The organism is Bacteroides sp. AF25-5LB, assembly GCF_003602965.1.
GTDB classification, from domain to species: domain Bacteria; phylum Bacteroidota; class Bacteroidia; order Bacteroidales; family Bacteroidaceae; genus Bacteroides; species Bacteroides uniformis.
Map to the genome: position 1 here is coordinate 70,705 of NZ_QTMC01000015.1, position 22,457 is coordinate 93,161.

13 protein-coding genes and 1 tRNA gene are annotated in these 22,457 nt (G+C 44.3%); 5 read left to right on the top strand and 9 right to left on the bottom strand.

Annotation, left to right across the window (positions count from 1 at the left end):
• Positions 1–2: 2 nt before the first annotated feature.
• Both DWY57_RS15710 and DWY57_RS15715 read right to left on the bottom strand, forming a co-directional pair.
• The gene (locus tag DWY57_RS15710; RefSeq protein ID WP_016273355.1) at positions 3–944 is read right to left on the bottom strand and encodes an EFR1 family ferrodoxin; all 942 of its coding nucleotides are present in this window, start codon (positions 942–944) and stop codon (positions 3–5) included.
• A 205-nt stretch (positions 945–1,149) separates the two neighbouring features.
• Positions 1,150–3,312 carry a glycoside hydrolase family 97 protein gene (locus DWY57_RS15715; RefSeq protein ID WP_005826812.1) on the bottom strand — a complete coding sequence of 721 codons (2,163 nt, stop codon included), beginning with the start codon at positions 3,310–3,312 and terminating at the stop codon, positions 1,150–1,152.
• 340 nt (positions 3,313–3,652) lie between these two features.
• Between DWY57_RS15715 and crcB the strand changes: the two genes are divergently transcribed.
• Together crcB and eno are read left to right on the top strand one after the other, a co-directional pair.
• Entirely contained in the window at positions 3,653–4,030 is a 378-nt protein-coding gene (crcB, locus tag DWY57_RS15720) for a fluoride efflux transporter CrcB (RefSeq protein ID WP_117600732.1), read from the top strand.
• 288 nt (positions 4,031–4,318) lie between these two features.
• On the top strand, positions 4,319–5,608 hold the full coding sequence (gene eno / locus DWY57_RS15730; protein ID WP_117600731.1) for a phosphopyruvate hydratase: 1,290 nt from the start codon (positions 4,319–4,321) through the stop codon (positions 5,606–5,608).
• Positions 5,609–5,727: 119 nt separating this feature from the next.
• Here eno and bglX read toward each other — a convergent pair whose 3' ends face one another.
• The 7 genes from bglX to DWY57_RS15765 form a co-directional block, all read right to left on the bottom strand.
• Positions 5,728–7,980 (bottom strand): beta-glucosidase BglX, encoded by a 2,253-nt coding sequence (gene bglX / locus DWY57_RS15735; RefSeq protein ID WP_119962042.1) that lies wholly within the window; start codon positions 7,978–7,980, stop codon positions 5,728–5,730.
• A 2-nt stretch (positions 7,981–7,982) separates the two neighbouring features.
• Positions 7,983–9,275: a glycoside hydrolase family 2 TIM barrel-domain containing protein gene (locus DWY57_RS15740; RefSeq protein WP_119962043.1), complete on the bottom strand. Its 1,293-nt coding sequence runs from the start codon at positions 9,273–9,275 to the stop codon at positions 7,983–7,985.
• Positions 9,276–9,293: 18 nt separating this feature from the next.
• Positions 9,294–10,673, bottom strand: a complete 1,380-nt coding sequence (locus DWY57_RS15745) for a family 16 glycosylhydrolase (protein WP_119962044.1) — start codon at positions 10,671–10,673, stop codon at positions 9,294–9,296.
• Between the two features lie 76 nt (positions 10,674–10,749).
• Positions 10,750–12,114, bottom strand: coding sequence for a hypothetical protein (locus DWY57_RS15750; RefSeq protein WP_022402047.1), 1,365 nt, complete (start codon positions 12,112–12,114; stop codon positions 10,750–10,752).
• A gap of 24 nt (positions 12,115–12,138) precedes the next feature.
• A complete protein-coding gene (locus tag DWY57_RS15755; RefSeq protein WP_119962045.1) occupies positions 12,139–13,746 on the bottom strand; it encodes a RagB/SusD family nutrient uptake outer membrane protein in 1,608 nt (535 codons plus the stop codon).
• 20 nt (positions 13,747–13,766) lie between these two features.
• Complete coding sequence (locus DWY57_RS15760; RefSeq protein WP_119962046.1) at positions 13,767–16,961, bottom strand: TonB-dependent receptor; 3,195 nt, start codon at positions 16,959–16,961, stop codon at positions 13,767–13,769.
• Positions 16,962–17,252: 291 nt separating this feature from the next.
• On the bottom strand, positions 17,253–20,144 hold the full coding sequence (locus DWY57_RS15765; protein WP_119962059.1) for a triple tyrosine motif-containing protein: 2,892 nt from the start codon (positions 20,142–20,144) through the stop codon (positions 17,253–17,255).
• Between the two features lie 537 nt (positions 20,145–20,681).
• Between DWY57_RS15765 and DWY57_RS15775 the strand changes: the two genes are divergently transcribed.
• The 3 genes from DWY57_RS15775 to DWY57_RS15785 all read left to right on the top strand — a co-directional run bounded on the left by DWY57_RS15775 (position 20,682) and on the right by DWY57_RS15785 (position 22,455).
• Positions 20,682–20,755, top strand: a tRNA-Thr gene (locus DWY57_RS15775).
• 145 nt (positions 20,756–20,900) lie between these two features.
• The gene (locus DWY57_RS15780; RefSeq protein WP_119962047.1) at positions 20,901–21,446 is read left to right on the top strand and encodes a DUF4199 domain-containing protein; all 546 of its coding nucleotides are present in this window, start codon (positions 20,901–20,903) and stop codon (positions 21,444–21,446) included.
• Between the two features lie 55 nt (positions 21,447–21,501).
• Positions 21,502–22,455 (top strand): glycosyltransferase family 2 protein, encoded by a 954-nt coding sequence (locus DWY57_RS15785; RefSeq protein ID WP_016273343.1) that lies wholly within the window; start codon positions 21,502–21,504, stop codon positions 22,453–22,455.
• Positions 22,456–22,457: the final 2 nt, after the last annotated feature.

Consider the following 22,457-nt stretch of genomic DNA (forward strand, 5'->3'; position numbering starts at 1 on the left):
GATTATAGTTTTTGATTGTTTGCCCGTTTCAGATCTATTAGCGAAATATGCTCATTACGATAGCGGGCATTGGGGTTCTTCTCCGTTCCGTCAGGAAAAGAGCCATCTTCCTGCTTTATGAACTGAATAGCCTTCTGCGGACAATTCTGTATGCAGGCAAAACAGAACTCGCAGTCACCGGACGTCTTCACTCCTCTCGACGTCAGCTCATAATTGCCGCGCGGACAAACGTAGGTGCAGATGCCACAGTCAATACAAGCATCAGTCACGGTAAAGAACTTCTCGCTTTTCATCAGGAAGCCCACCTCGGGGTCGAGTCCACTCCGCTGCATAAAACCTTGGTGCTGTTGCCGTTCCTCCTCCGTCACCGGTTCGTGCCAATGCTGCCGACTGTTGATATCTGCCGTTATCTTCTGCAAGTTCTCGGGGATGTGCTTGTCTATCTTGAGTTGCTCGTTCATGTCGAAGTTGGGTAGCCAGTTATCCACCATGATGATAGTGCTGATATAGTCGAACGCATTGTCGGCTTTACGGGATATACGGTCCCAAATCTCTACCGCATCGCACTTCCTTGCACCATAGGTGAGGACAGCAAACTTGTATTCTGCCTTCAGTTTTGCTTTCTGAATGAACTGCCGTACCATATAGGGAGGCATATGACCGTAGATGGGATAAACGATGCCGATTTCATCTGCCTCAAATTCATACTTCCCCCGTTTCACCATCTGAGGGATACTCAACAATTCTGCGTTCTCTCCAGCCAACTGACGGGCGATGTAAAGACTGTTACCCGTTCCGGTAAAATAAAAGATGATACGCTTACTCCTTTTTGTTTCGCAGGATGCCAACGAGAGTAGGCCGGAAGATGCGATAGCACCGCTCATCACGGCAAATCCCATACGCTTTAAAGCCTCCCGACGACTGATTTTCTTATCCGTATTCATATCTCTGATTTTTAATGATTATGCAATCTGTTATCTGAGTGCAAAAATAAAGGTTTCCCCAAAGAACGGACTTACCAAAAACTCGGGTCTTGATGCTATTTTTACGGTATAAGAATGAGCTTACCCTAACACAAAAAAAGCCCCGCAAAGATTGGACTTCTGCGGGGCCTCACTAATGCCTAATAAAAACTCTTTCTACCCTAAATTATCTCCACTTCTTCACAGCTTTCTTGTCAGCCGGAGTTGCTTCAATCAAGCTCAATGCAAAACCACCGCTACGCGCTTCCTTCACGGACATTTTGGTCTTGCTGGTTACGATACCCTTCTTTATCTGATAAGAAGTAGGGTTCTCCTTGTAATCAGCATCTTTACCGTCGGCATAGAGAGTGGCTACGTATTGCTTGCCCGGTTCAAGGAAATCGAGCGTAAAGTTGGCTGTACGTGCATTCTCGTCTGTAATACCTCCAACAAACCAGTTGCCGGTTCCTTTTGCCTTACGGGCCACGGTAATGTAATCACCCGGTTCTGCTTCAATGTACTTGCTGTCGTCCCAGTCTACTGCCACATCCTTGATGAATTGGAAAGCATCCATGTGCTTTTCGTAGTTCTCAACCAAGTCGGCAGCCATCTGCAACGGGCTGTATAAAGTTACATACAGAGCGAGTTGCTTGGCAAGTGTAGTCTGCACTTGTCCGTGGGGCAAATCGCCCATAAAGTCAAGTTTGGTATCGAAGATACCCGGTGTGTAATCCATCGGACCGCCAATCAAGCGGTTGAATGGAAGCAATGTGGTATGGAACGGTTTGCTACCGCCGAATGCCTCATATTCAGTTCCTCGTGCAGATTCGTTGCCAATCAAGTTAGGATAAGTACGGCACAAACCGGTAGGGCGTACAGCTTCGTGCGCATTTACACAAATTTTGTAGTCGGCTGCCTTCTTCACGGCATAGAGGTAGTGGTTGTTCAGCCATTGCCCATAATGATGTTCACCACGGGGAATCATATTACCTACATATCCGCTCTTCACGGCATTGTAGCCATTATCCACCATAAACTGATAGGCCTTGTCCATGTGACGTTCGTAGTTGCGCACCGAACCGGATGTCTCATGATGCATCATCAGCTTCACGCCTTTGCTCTTGGCATATTCATTCAGCATCTTCACGTCGAAATCGGGATAAGGGGTCACAAAATCGAATACATAATCCTTGGATTTGCCAAACCAGTCTTCCCAGCCTTCATTCCAGCCTTCTACCAATACTTGGTCCAGACCGTGCTCGGCTGCGAAGTCGATGTACTTTTTTACATTTTCGTTAGTGGCACCGTGACGGCCATTGGGCTTCATTTTGGAGTAGTCCACTTCACCCAGTTTGATGGAGGGAAGGTCGTCTGTATATGCCCAGGTGCTCTTACCTGCAATCATTTCCCACCATACACCTACGTATTTCACGGGCTTAATCCAGGAAACGTCCTCGTAAGCACAAGGTTCGTTCAAGTTCAGCGTGATTTTAGAGGCAAGGATGTCACGAGCATCGTCGCTTACGATAACCGTACGCCACGGTGACGTGCAGGGAGCTTGCAGATAACCTTTATCGCCTACTGCATCGGGAGTAAGCCAAGATTCAAAAACAAAATTCTTATCATCCAGATTCAAGTGCATGCAAGAGTAATCCACCAAAGCAGCCTCGTGCAAGTTGATGTACAAACCATCAGCAGTCTTCATCTGCAAAGAAGTCTGAACACCGGTGGGCGAAAACGGGGTTTGCGAAGAGTTAGGCGTAATGGCCCCTTTCATCAGCCCGCGGATTTCAGAAAGTTTGGATTCTGTGTAGTCATATTCCTGCGTATCGTAGTCGCCCGGAATCCAGAAGGCAGTGTGGTCGCCAGTCATGGCAAACTGAGTACGCTCCTCTTTAATCACGAAATAGTTCAGGTTCTTCTGCAAAGGGAATTCATAGCGGAAGCCCATACCATCGTCGAACAAACGGAAGCGGATAATGATGTTCCTATCCTGCGCCTTTTGGTTGAGCGTCACAGCCAGCTCATTGTAGTGGTTACGGATTTGCTTTACTTCACCCCATACCGGTTCCCAAGTCTCGTCGAAAGTGGAAGTCTTTGCATCCGCCATCGTGAAGCCATTCATCAGACCGGGGTCGTTCTTCAGTTCGAGTCCTAATTTGGAAGGGTTAATCACCGGCTTTCCTTTGTAAGAAAGTTCGTAAACGGGTTCGCCTTGCGCATTTACCGAAAAATTCAATTGAAGTTGTCCGTTGGGAGAGGTAATACTCTCTGCCATTGCTACGCCGCTCACCAACAAAACGAGCAGGAAGCAGGCTAATTTTGTACAGATTGCTTTCATGTTTCTCATGCTATATTTATAAAATTATGTTCCAAATGCAAATATAAGCAGGAAAGAAATACGCTCTGACGCAATTAAATTAAAATTATGATGATTTGTCGGCAAACGTTTGCATGAAAGCCAGTTTCCCTTGAACAAAAACATTAGCCGTAAGCGCTACAACCGAAATAACACCATTGAACTCCTGAATTTTCCGGGTTGCCTCCAGCCCACCCATATTTCAAGATGCAAGATATAGAACGCGAACAACAAATTTCGGTGCCATAGATACAAAAGACAGACTTTACCATATAGCCTGGCATACAAAAAGTGATTACCTTTGCAATCAAAAACCATACCTATACATCCTATGGACAAAATACTGATAGCTATATTCCTTGGCGGCGGTACCGGCAGCGTACTGCGCTACTGCGTACAGATGATGCTCCACGAGCGCATCGTCCCCTACTCTTTCCCATGGGCTACGTTCACAGTCAATATCCTCGGAAGTTTCCTCATCGGGCTATTTTATACCTTATCTGCCCGTTTCAACCTTTCTACCGAAATACGGCTGTTGCTGACTACAGGTCTGTGCGGAGGATTCACCACCTTCTCCACTTTCAGCAATGACGGACTGATTCTGATAAAGCAAGGATTCTACGGAATGTTTGCCTTATATACCTTGTTAAGTATCACATTAGGAGTCCTTGCTGCTTTCGCCGGCGGTACCTTCGGACGCTGTATATAACTCCAAACACCCCCTATGAAACCCAGTAAACCTTTTGTCATGCCTCCCGTACGCATCATTCCTCCTACCTTAGAGGGACAAAAGCCCCCTAAGAGGTATCGACCTAAGCGACTCTCACATAAGAGGTATACGCCTTAATCTACTTGACATACGGGGAACCATCGCCAATACTTCCCAAACCATGGACCTGACTGCACTTCTCAGCATTACAATAAAGGATTAAAAACGAAAAACAATTCCCTATTTTCAATTGTTAGTAAGATAGTTTATAATTAAAATTGACTGAATATGAAAATAGAGAAGATTATCGGACGTGAAATCCTCGATTCAAGAGGTAACCCAACTGTAGAAGTAGACGTAACCTTGGAATCCGGCTTCATAGGCCGTGCATCTGTCCCGTCAGGAGCATCCACGGGAGAACACGAAGCATTGGAACTGCGTGACGGTGACAAAAAACGTTACGGAGGCAAAGGTGTCCTGAAAGCCGTGAACAATATCAATAATATCATTGCTCCCAAGCTCATCGGTATGTCCGCCCTCGACCAGATGGGTATCGACCATGCCATGCTTGCACTGGACGGAACCAAAACGAAAGCCAATCTGGGTGCCAATGCCATCCTCGGCGTATCTCTTGCCGTGGCCAAGGCTGCCGCCGCTTACCTCGACATCCCACTCTACCGATATATCGGTGGTACAAATACCTATGTGATGCCCGTACCGATGATGAACATCATCAACGGCGGTTCGCACAGTGACGCTCCCATTGCTTTCCAGGAATTCATGATACGCCCCGTAGGTGCCACTTCCTTCCGCGAAGGTCTGCGTATGGGTGCCGAAGTGTTCCATGCACTGAAGAAAGTCCTGAAAGACCGTGGCCTCAGCACAGCAGTAGGCGATGAAGGAGGTTTTGCTCCTAATCTGGAGGGTACAGAAGATGCCTTGAACTCCATCATTGCCGCCATCAAGGCTGCCGGATACGAACCGGGCAAAGATGTAATGATTGCCATGGACTGCGCTTCTTCCGAGTTCTACCATGACGGCATCTACGATTATACTAAATTCGAAGGCGAAAAAGGAAAGAAGCGTACAGCCGACGAACAGATTGACTATCTGGAAGAGTTAATCAACAAGTATCCCATCGACTCTATCGAAGACGGCATGAGCGAAAACGACTGGGACGGCTGGAAAAAACTGACCGACCGTATCGGTAACCGTTGCCAGTTGGTAGGAGACGATTTGTTCGTCACCAATGTGGACTTCCTTGCAATGGGTATCGAAAAAGGTTGCGCCAACTCCATATTGATTAAAGTAAACCAGATAGGTTCGTTGACCGAAACACTGAACGCCATCGAAATGGCACACCGCCACGGATATACTACCGTAACTTCCCATCGTTCCGGTGAAACGGAAGATTCGACTATCGCAGACATAGCCGTAGCTACCAACAGTGGACAAATCAAGACCGGTTCACTGAGCCGTTCAGACCGTATGGCAAAATACAACCAACTTCTTCGTATCGAAGAAGAGCTGGGAAGCAATGCGGTGTATGGATATAAGAAAGTGATAGGTGATGAGTGATTTGCCGGTGTCTTTCTTTACCGGAAGACAGAGCTTATAAAGAAAAAAGCATTTATTAAATGTAAGAAGGGGCGAACCGTCACAGTCCGCCCCTTCTCTTTTTAACCTTAAATCAACAATCAATCTACTACCTTAAAGAAAACTTCTTCTCCACTTTGGCTATCCGGTGCCACCCAAAGAGCAAAGTCTCCGACTTCCACCGTCTTCACCATATCTATATTCCAGAAAGCAAGTTCACTTATCGGAAGTTCAAACGATACATTTTTCTTCTCACCCGGCTTCAATGTGACGCGAGCAAAGCGTTTCAGCTCTTTCACCGGACGGGTCACCGAAGCAAACTTGTCCTGCACGTAAAGCTGGGCTACCTCGGTACCTTCATACTTTCCGGTATTCTCAAGGTCGAAAGTCACAGTCAGCACATCTTCCTTCTTCAGATTGGCAGACGAGAGTTTCACATTATCATATTTGAACGTCGTATACGACAGACCGTAGCCAAACGGATACAGCGGATCGAAACCTGCATCCATATAGAAAGAAGTACATCCCAACGAAGTCTGCCCCGCTTCCAACGGAATGTCATTCAGCAAAACCTCATTCCGCGTAGCCGGACGTCCGGAACTGTTATGAGCATAATAAACCGGTATCTGTCCTACCATCTTCGGGAAAGTCACCGGAGTCTTGCCACTTGGCACAGCCTTACCCCACAGCAAGTCGGCCAATGCCGGTCCTCCCATGGTTCCGGGATGGAACGAATAAAGTACAGCTGACGAGAGTTCGACTTCCTTTCCTATGGTCAACGGACGCCCTGCCATTACGACAGTAACCACCGGTTTTCCTGTTTTCGCCAAAGCGGCAATCAGTTCGCTTTGCGCACCTTGCAGGTTCAGGTCGGCCAGGCAATGCGCCTCTCCTGAAAGAATAGCCTCTTCGCCTACAAACGCCAAAATAACATCAGCACGTGCAGCGGCAGCAGCGGCTTTGGCAACACCTGCCATATTCTTGTCACGGCTATAAGTCAGACCCGGCTCGTATATCACCTGCACTTTGTCCCCCACCAGTTCCTTGATAGCCTTCAACGGTGTCACGGTTTTTGTCTTGTCACCATCAAATATCCAGGTACCCAATTGGTCATAAGGTGCATTTGCCATCGGACCTACCACAGCAACCGTCTTTACCGAAGATTGCAAAGGCAATGTCTCCTTTTCGTTCTTCAACAAGATGGCCGATTCCACAGCAGCTTGCTTGGCAGCCTCCAGATGAGAAGGAGCATAAAGTTCCTCTATCCGTTTCTCATCCACATAAGGATTATCAAACAATCCCAACCGGAATTTGATACGCAGAATATTCCGCACGGCATCGTCTATAGCAGACTTCTTGACCTTACCTTCTTTTATCAATTCCGGCAATTCCTTGACAAACGTATAGCTGACCATCTCCATATCCACACCGGCATTCACCGCCTTCATTGCTGCCTCTTTAGAATCGGCAGCAAAGCCATGTGCCATCATTTCGGCTACCGAAGCCCAGTCTGACACTACTATTCCATCAAATCCCCATTCACCACGAAGCACATCTTTCAAAATAAAAGTGTTTCCGGTAGACGGTGCTCCGTCATTGTCATTGAACGAAGTCATGAAAGTAGCTGCTCCTGCCTTGGCTACAGCTTCAAAAGGAGGAAGGTATACATCCCTCAAACGACGCTCCGGAATGAAAGTGGAATTATAATCACGCCCGCCCTCGGCAGCACCATAACCAACAAAATGTTTAGGACATGCGGCTATGGAAGTCGGACTGTTCAGCGAATCTCCCTGGAAACCTTCGACCATAGCAACACCCATCACTGAAGTCAAATAAGTATCTTCGCCACATCCTTCGGCCATACGCCCCCAACGGGGATCGCGAGCCACATCTATCATCGGTGCAAATGTCCAGCGGATACCCACGGCAGAAGCCTCCACAGCCGCTACCCGTGCACCATCCTTAGCCACCTGCGGGTTGAAAGATGCCGCTTGTCCCAAGGGAATAGGGAATATGGTCTTGAAACCGTGAATCACATCACGCGCCATCAGCAAGGGGATGCCCAAGCGGGACTCCTCCATTGCCACACGCTGCAAGGCATTGACACGCACCGGATCCACTTCATTCAAGATAGACCCGACTTCACCTTTCTTTATCAATCCGCTCATATCCTCTATGTTACCATAAGAAGAAATCTGGTTCATCTGCCCAATCTTTTCTTCCAATGTCATACGGGACAACAGCGCTTCTATTTTCTGCTCGATGACTGCGTCATTTTTTGTATCCTGCACTTGAGTACAAGATATAAAAGGAAGCAGCAATAAACAAGCAGAGAGCATTTTCATTGTTTTCATCTTTAATCTATTACTTGAAATGGAACATTTGCTGTAGAGACAAAACCCGTATTATCAAGTACATATACGTACAAACGATATTCTCCGGGAACTTTAATTGCAGTCTCATACACATTTTTATCTGACACAGCCACGTCACCCATTCTTTCCGGACGTGGTTCATAAGAACCTCCAAAACCCAAGACTGTAGCCTCTTTCAGTACTTCCCACACATAAGTCAAAGAATCGTTCTCCTTATCTGTGACGGAAACCTCCGCTTTAAATAAAGTACCTGCTTTGATACGGACATTATCAATGGCACTTTTACCATTGATAGTCATGCCCCGAACTATCGGAGCCGTTTCATCCAATTCCTTGCCGGTCCACACTCTTTGCATGGCCTCCACCATAGGAGTTTTCTCTCCTTTCAATGGCAGTGAATCCACCTTATCCTCTACAAACATACTGAACCAAGTAGGCGTACGTTCTTCTTTTTGTCCCCACAAGAATACAAAAGAGCCCAAGCAACGGGTATTGGCAGAAATATATTGCGTATAACGCTCTTCGTATACCTGCCGTTTTTCTTCACTGGTCTGCTCTATGGGTGCCTTCCACTCGGTTGACGCTGTTTCCCACCAACCGGTCGGTCCCCACTCGGTAATCATAAATGCACCCTTGTAGTCCGACCGGTCAACAACAGCCTGCACCTCTCCCATCGGACCATATACATTGATGCCCACATAATCGAGAGACGGAGCATACTTTGCCACAGAGTCCAATGCCGACGGATTGTAGGAAATCACTGTCGAAACCAGATGACGCTTGTCTATCGACTTAATCAGCTGTGCCAGTTCTTCCACAAAATTCCATGCGGCAGCTATATTGGCATTTCCCAACTCAATTTCATTGCCAATACCCCAAGCCAGCAAACTCGTATCATTCTTGAACGTTTCTGCCAACAAGCGGACTTCTTCGCGCATCTTGTTCTTATATTCATCATCGTAATAGCGTATAGAGTCTTTGGTCATGCCTATTCCCTGCATTACGTACATGTTGTGCTCCGAAGCCAATGCCAGGTTTTTCTTTATCTCCTCCACATTACCTCCCCAGGTTCTGAAGGCATTGGCACCACTCTGGGCGGCAATGTCCAACCGATATGTGCCGCCTACGCCTTTAATATAGGTTTCTCTTCCGTCAATATAGAGCGCATAGCTATCACCCATTCCTATTATCTTAATGCCGTTCTCCACAGAAGGAGAGCAAGCAAAAAAGAAAAGAGAGAACAAACAACAAACCTTATTAAATATTTTTTCCATTCTCCTAAATTTTAATGACTACTTTTTCTGAAACACACGTATATAATCTATAACACATGTAACAGGTAGTGCAGACTCATCAACTCCCTGCATACCACCCCAGCTGCCTCCCCAGGCAAGGTTAAAAATAATATAATATGGTTTATCATATGGCCAATTGACCACCCCTTTATTATCATTATCATAAGTGAGTTGAACTTTACCATCCACATAAGTGGTAATATTTTGTGCAGTCCATTCTATGGCGTAAGTATGGAATTCTCCTTCAGCTTTCTCAATCGTCATAGCATGAGTCACTTGTGTGCCGTTAGTATGATTATGTCCTTCAGCATGAAGACTGGAAGACACTTCATTAGGTACCACACCTACTTCTTCCATAATATCTATTTCGCCACATTTTGGCCATCCCTCCTTATTCCAATCTACATTACAAGGCATCATCCAAAATGCCGGCCAAGTCCCCTTACCCTTAGGCAACATCATGCGAGCTTCAATGTATCCATACTGCCAGCCCTCCGATTCATGGGCATAGACACGACCGGAATATATCTTTCCATTATCTCCTTTAAAACAATGAATACGCAACTTCCCATCTGACAATTCTGTCACCCGCTTGCCATTGACTGCTCCATCCACATAATTTTGGAGTTCATTGTTTACCCAACCTGCATTCTGCACTTCATGTCTCCAATGAGTGGCATTGAGCTCTGTACCTTCAGTAAACTCATCATGCCAAACTAATTCATATCCTTCACGTTCTGGTATGGCAGTAATTCCAGCACCCTCTTGAATGACAAAAAACATTCGTTTTTGTCCCTCTCCTGTCACCGCTATTGTAGCCGTACGGCTTGTCAAACTAGTATTGGCGGTATAAGCAACAATCACGCGTGCTTTATCGCGACTCACAGTCACCCAATCCGCATCAGATTGGACAGTCCAATCATCACTTTCATACACCGTCACCTCAGCATTACCTGCTCCTGAAGTACAAAGTACCTCTTGTACAGAAAATCTGATTCCACCTTTCTGCTTTACCTGCACATATTCACTTTGGGTGCCGGAAGTCACAGTTATCCTTCCATAACGCTCGGCATCCTTGTTCTCCTTTACGGTTACTTTAATCACTCCTTCCTTGCTTTCCCCATTTTCCAGAGTAAGGCTTATCCATCCATCTGTAGAATGAGCAGTCCATCCCTCGCTTGTCGTTGTTACCTTTATCTCATAAGTGTCTTCTAAAGCCATAGCATCCAAGACTGACGGTAATACAGACAGCTTCACTTCATTCGGAGTTTCGGGTATATCCGGTGTTCCAGAAGGTATTGAACCTTCATCTCCACCACCACAGGCCAGTAACAAGCCAGCCATACATAAAAGAGAAAATAGAGACATATTTTTCATTATATGTATTTTAGACAAAAGCCACTCCTCTCCGGTAAGTTCATGCCAGAAAGAAGTAGCTTTCGTATACAGTTAATTACTTCTTAATTATAGTGATATTAGCAATTACGAAATCAACACCAGCTTCACAACCACCAAAATCATAAATCAATTTTACAGGAGACGCAGCACCTTTAGCAAACTTACAATCTGCAAACTTAATAACCTGCAATTTTCCAGCCTTCAATTGAACATCATTCTTATAAAAGGCCTGATTATCATCGTCATCTATTTGACAAAGTTTCACTGTCACACGGCTATCTGCAGTTGCCATTACCACACAAGAGAAATCAAACACATCATCAGCTGAAAAACCAAGTGATGTTGTATTAAACACATTCTGTGCCTGCCACTCTGCAGCAGTAGCAGAGTTAGACGTAATAGTATATATACGACCATTAGCCTCGAATCCAGGATCACCAATCTGAGCCCAACCTGCATCTGCCCACCAGAAAGACATTTCAAAAGCTTGAGTATCGTCTATGGCTTTCCAGATATTATCAGCTGAATTATAATCCAACGGAATGACATTTGCATCATTATGCTCTGTTATAAAAAAGTTCTTAACAGTAAATACTGTACCTTCTGGTGCACCCGCAAAGTCAAAAGCCACTTTGAGGTTTCCATCAAATCCGACACAGCCAGTTAAAGCTATTACATTATTTCCCTTATGTAACGGGAATATATTTTCGGTAAAGAACGTACCATCATCACCTTCTTTCTGTGGCTTGACCGTCGCACCAACGCCATCCACACTCGAATTAATCACAACAGAGAAGTCGTAAGTCTTACCTGCCGACAGTACGATACCCGTATTTTCAACCTGCATCTGCGCCTGCCATCTCTCTGAACCACAGCCATTCATTGTAAAAGTAATGCCCGTTGCCACATCTCCTTCATTGTCCGGATCTGCTATCTGAGTCCAACTGCCATCTGCAAACCAAAAACGAAGCGTTGCTGACGTACCCTCAAAGAGATTTGTTCCTGCCGTAAAACCAAGCCATTCAGTCGGATCATCTGTAGGAGCATTAGGATCTACCCAATTTTCAGTTACTTCGATATTATGAGAAAGTACCTTTTGATCGCAAGCAGAAAATGCATACAAATAAACCGGATAACTACCTTTCTTCTTAAATTGGCAAGTGATGGAAGCGCCAACGGCAAACTCTTCCAATTTCTTACCATCAGTACTGATAAAATAACGAATATCATCCAAGTCTTGTGAAGAGTTAGTAATAGTATAAGTATTATCTGCTCCTTCACTAACTGTCAGCGACAAAGCATCTTGAGAAACGACAGAGCCTCCCAAACTATGGTCATCACTGTCCATTGGGGCACAAGACGATATCCCCATAATAGCCATGCTCAATGCAAAAAAGCCATATAATAGATTCTTTTTCATAATGATTCCTTTATTGATAGATGATTAATAACCTTCATTCTGTTTCAATTCAAATTCAGTTCCCTTAGTAGCATCAATATCACCTTGCGGAATAGCCACGTATTTATTGTGAGATTTCCAAGTACGCGCACTATTTATTCCCGGTACATTGTCTACGTTCAACACCTCTGTGATACCCCAACGAACTACATCATAATAACGGTGTCCTTCACCAACAAATTCATAATGATTCTCATTGATAATATTCTGTTTGTTCACTGCAACACGGTGGTTAGTATCACCAAACGCGCGGTCACGAACCATATCTAAGCATTGCTGTGCAGAAATACCTTTCTGTTCAGCCACACCTTCCACTCCTACAAGTTCAGCATATGCCAATAAAGTCTCGGCATAACGGAAAATACGCAAATTATTACAATAATTTAAAGCTATAGTGCCCGTCGGTTTATGATAACCCTTGCGAGCCGCATATTTTGCCAACCAGAATCCCGTATCCTGAAAACGAATAACATAAGAACCACCTGACGCAATTTCCACTTTGTCACCCACATTACCACCAGTACCTTTACCACGATAATCACGGATAGAGGCCTCGCGACGAGTATCACCAGCAGCAAACATTTCATAGGTTTCTTCACGCACCGGTCCAAATCCCCATCCGTCTTCGTAAGTATTAGTAGGATCACTCAAAGTACTTGGTGAAATGTAAGCCGGAAGATTGGTACCACCAGTAGCCCACTGATTTCCCCAGTCCTTACCTTCACCAATGTGATTGGCTTCAAAAATAGATTCTTTGTTGAATTCGCCTTCATCTACCCAAATATCAGCATACTTAGAAGTCAATTCAAACTCACCACTGGCAATAATCTCAGCCAATCCACTGGCTGCTTCCGCATATTTAGCATTATCTTTCTGATACATGACAACACGAGCTTTCAACATCAAGGCAGCAGCAAGACTAGCACGTCCGCTATTCGCTCCACCATTTGTAGAATACTTCACTCCAGCTTCTTTAAAGCTAGCGATAGAAGCGTCCACATCCTTGATAATTTGAGCATATACCTCATCCGGACTCAGTTGCGGACCAACATAGGGAGGTTCATACAATGTTTCCTGGAAAGGCACAGAACCAAAACTTCTCCACAACATATAGAGATAATAGGCACGCAGGAAAAATCCTTCACCACGGTACTGTGAAATAAGTTTCAACTCTGCAGGGTTGTTTGTCGTAGCAGTCTCACAAAGTCCCAAAGCACTATTTACTCGAGTAATGCCAGAAGTATAAATATTCCAAGTACCATGCAATGTGCTATTACCCGTAGTAGTAAACATCGACACATTCAAGTTCATACCTGACATACCATCTTGAGCATCACCACCACCTTTCCAAAGATCATCGCTTTGAATGTCACCGATATAAACAGATGATTCATAAGAACCGCCTGCGTATGAATCCAACAAGAGGATTTGATAAGCTGCTGCTAGACCAGAGTTAATATTCATCGGGTCACCTGCTGCTCCAGCAGAACCCTTTGACGCCGGATCAGGATTTAAGAAACTATCGCCGCAAGAGGTCAAGGTCATGCCTGATGCCAAAACTGCCGCTACTATATAGAATTTAAATTTGTTCATAATCTGATTAATTTTAATGTTTAGAATGTGATGTTAGCTCCTACTGTGATTGTACGAGATTGTGGATAGATACCCTTGTCTACACCCAACGTGGTATAACCACCAGATGCCAGTTCAGGATCAAATCCTTCATAACCAGTAATGGTAATCAAGTTCTCAGCTCCCACATAAAGACGCAAGCGCTGAATAGAAGCTTTGCGAGTAAGAGTTGCAGGAAGCGTATAACCAATCTGAGCATTCTTCAAACGGAGATAAGAACCGTCGTGAATATAAAGGTCAGAAGAAGTCCAGTTTCCATTAGGATTGGCAGAAGTCATCCGAGGAATACGATTCGAAGTACCCTCCCCATGCCAACGGTCCATAATCCAAGAAGGACGGTTCATAGCTGGAACATCACCACGTTGCGCAAAATCAAATACATCATTACCCAAAGTCCCTTGGAAAGAAAGACTCAAATCGAAGCCTTTCCACTCTGCACCAAGCGAGAAACCGAAGGTCCAATCAGGCATACCTTTACCAATTTTAGTACGGTCTTGGTCATTGATAACACCATCACTAGTAACATCCACGAAACGAACATCACCTGGTTGTGCATTAGGTTGCAAGAGCTCGCCATCTTTATTCACATAACTGTTCACTTCATCCCAATTCTGGAAAATACCATCTGTCTTACGACCGTAAAAATAAGGCCATACCTCTCCGTTCTTGGCATGTACATAATCACCTACACCAGAAGCACCTGCACTCTCGTAATTCTGTTCACCAGAAGCATTACCCAGATCCAACAGTTTGTTTCTCGAATAAGACCAGTTAGTATTAACCCAATAAGAGAAATCTTTGATATTATCCTTCCAGCCTAGTTCCATTTCAATACCCCAGTTCTCCATAGAACCTAAATTACCCCAAGGTTTGCTTTGACCAATATAAGTAGGAACCGGCATTTCTGCTAACATATCCGTTGTCTTTTTATAGTAATAGTCAAATCCAAAACTCAAACGCTGATTGAGGAAACGCATGTCTATACCAAAGTCTGTTTGTGTGGAAGTTTCCCATTTGATATCAGGATTAGCAGCAGCAGCCGGAGAAGTACCATATATCATCGCACCACCATTTTCACCAGGTTTCGTAAAATCATTCATATTAGGTTTATAACTTCCACCAAAATAATAGTTTTGGCCACCACTCATCAAGGCACGATAACGGAAATCACCGATAGACTCATTACCATTCTGCCCCCATGAAAAACGGAATTTCAAAACATCAAACCACTCAGGTTTCATTTTTGCCAAATAAGGTTCATTCCAAACATTCCAACCTAATGAGAAGGACGGAAATACACCCCACTTATTGTTGGCACCGAAATGTGAAGAACCATCACGACGAACTGTCACCTGTAACATATAACGTTCAGCAAAGTTATAATCTATACGTCCGAAATAAGAGGCAATAGAAGTATGAGTTGCATCACCTATTCCACCCCATAAAATAGATTCTGTTTCAGCAGCTGTAGCAGATCCGATATTAGCATGAATAGGATTCAAATCAAACAAATCAAAATCTTTACCACCAATATTACGTGAACGATAGCGAGCAGCAGATTGTCCCAATACAACAGAAACATTATGCTTTTCAGCGAAAGTCTGATTATAAGAGAAATAATTTTCTGTTTGCCAACGCATACCACGGTTCATCTCACTTTGAACCCAGCTAGCGTCTGTATGGGTCATTGTACCCAGATAATCGGGATAGCCATAACCGTCATACCCCCAGAAAGCCAAATCCACACCATAACTAGAACGGAATTTTAAGCCGGGGAGAATATTCAGCTCAGCATAAAATGTACCCACTATTTTATCTGAATTATTACGTCCCAATGTCGGTCTATTTAATTGTGCAACCGGATTGGTCAATTCTTGGAAACCTGAAGGTGGCAAAGAAAGCACTTTACCATCTTTCACAATAGCATTGGGATAGCTAGCAAGGATTGACTCTCCTTCTTCCTCAGAAGCATAAACCGGAACTAATGGAGAAAATGCAATAGCACTACCTAAAATAGAACCATACTCAGAGTTAGCTTCAACACTGGTTGAATGGTCACGAGTATAACCAAGGTTTACACCTACCGTAACTGCATTCAGATATTTACGATCTTCAACCTCGAATACTTTATAAGTAGAGTTACTACGAACAGACAAACGTTCATAATTGGAACGTCCATAATTACCGCCAACAATACCTTCTTGATTGAAATAACCCAAAGAAAGAAAATACGTCATTTTGTCATTACCACCATTAATACTCAGCTGGTGTTGTTGAACTGGAGCATCGTAGTTGAAAACTTCATCCTGCCAATCTGTATCTACCATATTATTAGCAATATCCGCTGCTGAATAACGAGGAGCATTACCATCATTTATCTGCATTTCATTCATGATAGTCATATATTCATGAGCGTTCAACACGGCTTTCTTTTTCCAAGGATTCTGCCAGCCATAACTGAAGTCATAGCTCACGGTAGTCTTTCCCTTACTACCAGACTTTGTGGTCACCAGAACCACACCGTTAGCGGCACGGGCACCATAGATAGCTGCAGAAGCAGCATCTTTCAAAATTTCAATGGATGCAATATCAGTAGGATTCAAATAATTAATTCCACCACCGACAGGCATGCCATCCACAATATATAACGGATCAGAATTATTAACCGTACCAATACCACGAATACGCACCTTAGAATCAGAATTAGGCTGACCGGATGATTGTGTGATCTGCACACCAGAAACTTTACCTTTTAAAGCATCTTCCACACGCGAGGGCTTCGTCAAATTCAATTCATCAGCTCCAACCTTGCTGATAGCAGCCGTCACAACAGATTTCTTCTGTACGCCGTAGCCCACAACAACCACTTCATCTAGTGTCTCAGTGTCTTCCTGAAGAATAATTTTTAAAGACCTCTGGCCTTTTACCGCTACTTCTTGCGATTTAAAACCAATATAAGTAACAGAAAGTGTTGCGTCGGCAGGAACCGACAATGTAAAATTACCGTCCAAATCAGTAATTCCACCATTGGTAGTACCTTTAACTACCACATTTACTCCAGGCAACGGTTCATTATCCGAACCGCTTACCACTGTACCTTTTACCTGTATATCTTGGGCATATACAGAAGCCAAGGTAAAGCTTAACAGAAATAAAACTGATAATAACTTTTTCATAAGTTTTACTAAATTAAGATTAACATTTCTCGGTTTTGTTCTCAATCGAACGATGCAAACATACAGAATAAGGTAATAAAACAAATAAGAAACAATCATTCTTAAATACGTCAAATACAAAACTCAAATACGTTATCAATACGTCATCAACAAATAACTCACTAATAATCAATACTTAATATATACTTTTAAGTATTACGTCACAACATGTTATAGAACACAAAAGGGAGGAATATTAAATTCCTCCCTTCCATGCACTTCCTTCTTTTAAAGGAAGTTAATATCTAAAGACTACAGTTTATTGCTTAAATAATCCGTCAAACTATCCTCTCTCTCTAAAGCGAACTTCTTACGAAGACGATAACGGATTGTTTCAACTCCACGAACCGAAATGTTCAACAGAGGCGCTATTTCTTTCGTGGAAAGATTCATCTTTAGATAAGCGCACATCATGCGTTCGTTATGGGAAAGTTCAGGATGCTTGGCATGAAGACGTTTCATAAAATTGTTATGTATCAAATCGAACTGGTCTTCAATACGCTTCAAGACCTCATCACTCTGTATATTACCGTCTATTTTATTATTAATAAGTATGAGTTGCTGTTTTCCTTCCCGAGCCCCCTCACCCTTCAGCAAGGCGGATACTTTAAGTATCTCCGACTTGATTTCAGTCAGCATTTCATTCTTACGGACAAAGTTTATCATCAGATTGGCCATTTCCTGGCTCTTATGTTGCAAATCGTATTCCAATTTTTCTTTCTCCAGCTGCATAATCTGCTTTTCCTGACGAGCTTTCTCCTCTTCGTACTCCCTTTCCATATCGTGCAACTCTTTGTCCTTCTCGACCACCGCCTGCTGTTTCTTCCGCTTCACACGGACATCATCCCAGCGATAGACATACCATAAGGCAAGCAAAGCCAAGATGATATAACAAACGTATGCAACAGCACTGCGATACCACGGTGGAAGTATACGGAAGGCGATTGTATCCGATGATGTCGTACCGTCAGGAAAAACCGCTTTAACTTCAAACGTATATTCCCCTTCCGACAAGCTGCTATACTCCTTGGTGCGTACCGTTGTGAAATCGGACCAGCCTCCCTTATTCAAACGATATTGAAAACGGATATCATCCCCTACCGAAAAAAAAGAAAGGGCATAGTCAAAACGAACGGAATTCATGGAATAAGCTATCACCGGAACCGGCTTCTCTCCTAAAAAGTTTGCGGTATATACCAATGAATCCTTGGGATAAGACAGATACATGTTCCTTATATATAAGGAGTGGCTACGATCTTGACGCTCTCTTACGGCCGGGATACTGAATAAAGCGAAACCTCCTTCATTAGGAACCACCATCAGCGAATCTGAAAGAGGAATAATCGTTTCAAAACCGGGTACCAGTTCAATCAGCGATTGCTGGATGGGATTAATGCTTGTATTCGCCCCCCGCTTATAGGTACCCAGATTGGCAATACAGATTTCGTGAGGGCTCAAACTAATCAACTTATCGTGATACTCCAAGATACGCGAATAGGCCGCGGTGCCATTCAAAAGGTTGTTCATATCCGGACAAGGCTCCATGACATCTTTATGAGGATTATGCTTATAGATTCCCCGGGGAGTGGCAAAATACACCCGGTCTTCTATCTTCGCTATATACATATCACGCCCTACCGGGAAACCATCCTTCGCGCTATATTCCTTTATACGGACAGCTTTTGTCAAATCATTATCCAAATCCACACGGGTAACATGATCTGTATTGTACACCCAAATCACCTTATCGCTTTCCTGCTCAAAAAGACGGCAAGAATCGTTCATACCCTCAATCTTGCCAACCACCTGCCATTCTCCATTCTTTTTCCCAACCAAATAAATACCGTTATATACCCCAACATACATAAGGTCCGTACGTCCTGCCACAAGTTGACAACACCAGGCGCCGGCAATATCCGTCACGCGTTTTACGGAAGTGCCATTGATAAGGAAAATACCACGGTCGTGCAGACAGAAGAGTTCATCACCTATACGGCAAAGGTTCCAGACCTGTCCGCTGGATTGGGGCATCGGACGGATATCCGGCAAATCACCGTTCATCTGTACCGGATAAGAGGTGTAATACAAACCCCGATTGGTACCTAAATAAAGATAGCCGCCTTCTACAGCCGCCGTATATCCCGTGCCGTAGGAATAGGGATAGGAATAGAGATTCGTAAAAGGAGAACTCAGACAGACGTAGTCAATGCCGCTATCCAGACCGGCCCAGAGGTTTCCGGTCGTATCGAAGGAGACAGAAAGCACCGTATTGTTACGCAAGCCGTTGTTCTCATTGAAATATTTTAGTTGCATGGTGCTGCAATCCACCAGTACCAATCCTTTATGAATGGTTCCCAAGGCAATCTTATCATCCTTTTTGGCCACGCAAAAGACTTCATTCTCACGCATAAACTCTTCGGCACCGGTGATAAACGGTTCCATCGTACGCCCGTCACAATAGTAAAGTCCGTTGTATGCAGTCACCACCAGAACACCTTTCTTATAAGGTATAATGCCACGAATACGTTTGGAAGCTAACGCATCGGCACCCTGAAGAGGGAAAAAAGTGTTTCCAACCAAAAGCCATACACCTCTGTCCGTACCGATGTAAAGAATACCATTGACCATATTGGAACAGTCTATCTTGGCATTCATTTCAATGGCGGTATATTTTCCGTTCAGGTACTTCACCACACACCCGTCCCCTTGGAAATACAAAATATTGTCAGTCTCATGGATGCCCCACACGTTTCCAAGAAAACGAACGGAACTCTCCAAAGTATCGGACATGCAATGATAGGCCAAAGAACCGTCCGCATCCGGTTCATAATAGCCGAACTCATTGATGCCCCCCACATAAATTCTTTTTTGGGTAGCAGAAGCCAGAACGGAACGCACATCGGAAGCATTGTTCAATGGAAATACATTCCAGACATTGCCATCAAATTGCACCATACCGTTCTTGTTGGCGAAATATACCCACTTGTCATCATAGGGTGCTATCTGCCAAGTCTGGGTCCCCTTGCCATAAACACTTTTATCAAAATTGACGATAAAGCTATTCCAGCCGGCAATTGCTTCGACCAAAGGGAGAAAAAGAAAAAGGCAGAAAAAAAAGTAGAATGACAATATGTGTTTGTTCATGTGTATAATGACTATATAGTTAGTTGCACAAAAATAATGCTTATTTTCAAGGTAGCGCACAATAGCCTATCAGTTTTTTCGTCCCCGATTATTATTTTCTTCTCGAATGGCAATCTTTTGCATTACTATACTTTAGATTCCGGTATACTAAGAAGTATTCGTCCGACAGTTGTTGAATTATCGTCCGACAGCTGTCGGACGATAATTCAACAACTGTCGGACGATAAGGTTACACATGTCGGACGAATACTTTTTAGTAAAAGGAATATTTGTCCATCGTAATGCCGGAAAGAATCCGTACCTCCCCTCCAAAGTGTCTGTATAAGGAGCCGTGAAGAGGGATAGAATAGAGAATCTAAAAAAATAAATAAAAAAATCGCCGCAAGCTATTGCAGATTTCAAAATAATGCCTACCTTTGCAACCGCAAAACGAAAACGGGTAAGTCCTATACGGCCAGCTCCCTTCGAATCCTCCAGGGCTTGATCGCAGCAAAGGTAGTTGGTTGTAGCGGCGCGATATAGCAAGCTTACCCACCCGCCTCTTTAGCTCAGTTGGCCAGAGCACGTGATTTGTAATCTCGGGGTCGTTGGTTCGAATCCGACAAGAGGCTCGAAAGAAAAGCAGATGATACGAAAGTGTTACCTGCTTTTTTCTTTTTGCCCCGCAAAGAATCCTCTAATTTATTTAAAATCTACACATCGGCTTGCCCTTGAATCCAACTATATTTGTACCTTTGCACATTATTTCTAAGAAAGATGGCAGAAAATAGAGGTTACATGCAACGATACGCAATGCTGTTCGGTACCTATATGGGAGGTTTCTGGATATTGAAGTTCATACTCTTTCCTGTGGGGCTGTCGGTTCCTTTTTTACTTTTCCTTTTCATGGGACTCACGCTATGCGTACCTTTTATGGGATATTATTATGCACGGATGTATCGTAATCAGGTATGCGGAGGCGGCATCAGCTTCCTGCATGCATGGATATTCACCGTTTTCATGTATATGTTTGCCGCGCTGCTTGCCGCCGTGGCACACTACATCTACTTCAGGTTCATAGACCACGGATATGTGATAAACACGTGCGAAACGATGGTAGACACGCTTGCCCAAAGCAACATGCCGGGAATGGATTCGTACATCGCCACCTATCAGGAAGCTTTGGAGACAGCCCTACTACTCAGCCCTATCGACATTACGCTACAGATGATATCGTCCAATGTATTTTGGGGTTCGATACTGGCTTTCCCCACCGCCTTGTTCGTGATGAGACGCAAGAAAGACGACGCTCCGGCAGAGTGACGGAACAGCAAAAAGAATTGTTATTTCAATTGTAAAATAGAAAAATCATACATCAATGGATATTTCAGTTGTCGTACCACTATATAATGAAGAAGAATCACTCCCCGAATTGTTCGCATGGATTGAGCGGGTGATGAATGCCAACGGCTTTTCATACGAAGTGATTTTCGTTAACGACGGAAGTACCGACCGTTCGTGGCAGGTTATCGAGCAATTGCAGGCACAAGCTCCGGACAAAGTACGGGGCATTAAGTTCCGCCGCAACTACGGGAAGTCGCCGGCATTGTTCTGTGGTTTCGAACAAGCACAAGGCGACGTCGTGATAACCATGGACGCCGACCTGCAGGACAGTCCCGACGAAATACCCGAACTCTACCGCATGATTACCCAGGAGGGCTACGACCTCGTATCGGGCTGGAAGCAGAAACGTTACGACCCGTTGTCGAAGACCCTCCCCACCAAATTGTTCAATGCCACCGCCCGCAAAGTATCGGGCATCAAAAACCTGCACGACTTTAATTGCGGACTGAAGGCATATCGCAAAGAGGTTGTCAAGAATATAGAGGTATACGGCGAAATGCACCGCTACATCCCCTACCTGGCCAAGAACGCCGGCTTCAAGAAAATCGGCGAGAAAGTGGTGCACCACCAGGCACGCAAATACGGAAAGACCAAGTTCGGGCTGAACCGATTTGTAAACGGGTATCTGGACTTGCTTTCCCTTTGGTTCCTTTCCCGGTTCGGCATCAAGCCCATGCATTTTTTCGGATTGCTGGGTTCATTGATGTTCATCTTCGGCTTCATAGCCGTGGTCATAGTAGGTGTCAGCAAGTTGTACTACATGCACCATGGCATGCCCTACCGTCTTGTAACGGACTCTCCCTACTTCTACCTCTCGTTGACCTCCATGATTATCGGCACACAACTATTCGTGGCAGGATTCCTCGGAGAGCTGATTTCACGTAATGCCCCGGAACGAAACAAATATCAAATAGAGAAAACCATTTAACG

Coding starts and splice junctions, on each gene's coding strand:
- DWY57_RS15760 (WP_119962046.1), bottom strand. CDS start 16,961: ATGAAAAAGTTATTATCAGTTTTATTTCTGTTAAGCTTTACCTTGGCT.
- DWY57_RS15755 (WP_119962045.1), bottom strand. CDS start 13,746: ATGAACAAATTTAAATTCTATATAGTAGCGGCAGTTTTGGCATCAGGC.
- DWY57_RS15750 (WP_022402047.1), bottom strand. CDS start 12,114: ATGAAAAAGAATCTATTATATGGCTTTTTTGCATTGAGCATGGCTATT.
- DWY57_RS15740 (WP_119962043.1), bottom strand. CDS start 9,275: ATGGAAAAAATATTTAATAAGGTTTGTTGTTTGTTCTCTCTTTTCTTT.
- eno (WP_117600731.1), top strand. CDS start 4,319: ATGAAAATAGAGAAGATTATCGGACGTGAAATCCTCGATTCAAGAGGT.
- DWY57_RS15710 (WP_016273355.1), bottom strand. CDS start 944: ATGAATACGGATAAGAAAATCAGTCGTCGGGAGGCTTTAAAGCGTATG.
- DWY57_RS15765 (WP_119962059.1), bottom strand. CDS start 20,144: ATGAACAAACACATATTGTCATTCTACTTTTTTTTCTGCCTTTTTCTT.
- DWY57_RS15785 (WP_016273343.1), top strand. CDS start 21,502: ATGGATATTTCAGTTGTCGTACCACTATATAATGAAGAAGAATCACTC.
- DWY57_RS15745 (WP_119962044.1), bottom strand. CDS start 10,673: ATGAAAAATATGTCTCTATTTTCTCTTTTATGTATGGCTGGCTTGTTA.
- bglX (WP_119962042.1), bottom strand. CDS start 7,980: ATGAAAACAATGAAAATGCTCTCTGCTTGTTTATTGCTGCTTCCTTTT.
- DWY57_RS15715 (WP_005826812.1), bottom strand. CDS start 3,312: ATGAGAAACATGAAAGCAATCTGTACAAAATTAGCCTGCTTCCTGCTC.
- crcB (WP_117600732.1), top strand. CDS start 3,653: ATGGACAAAATACTGATAGCTATATTCCTTGGCGGCGGTACCGGCAGC.
- DWY57_RS15780 (WP_119962047.1), top strand. CDS start 20,901: ATGGCAGAAAATAGAGGTTACATGCAACGATACGCAATGCTGTTCGGT.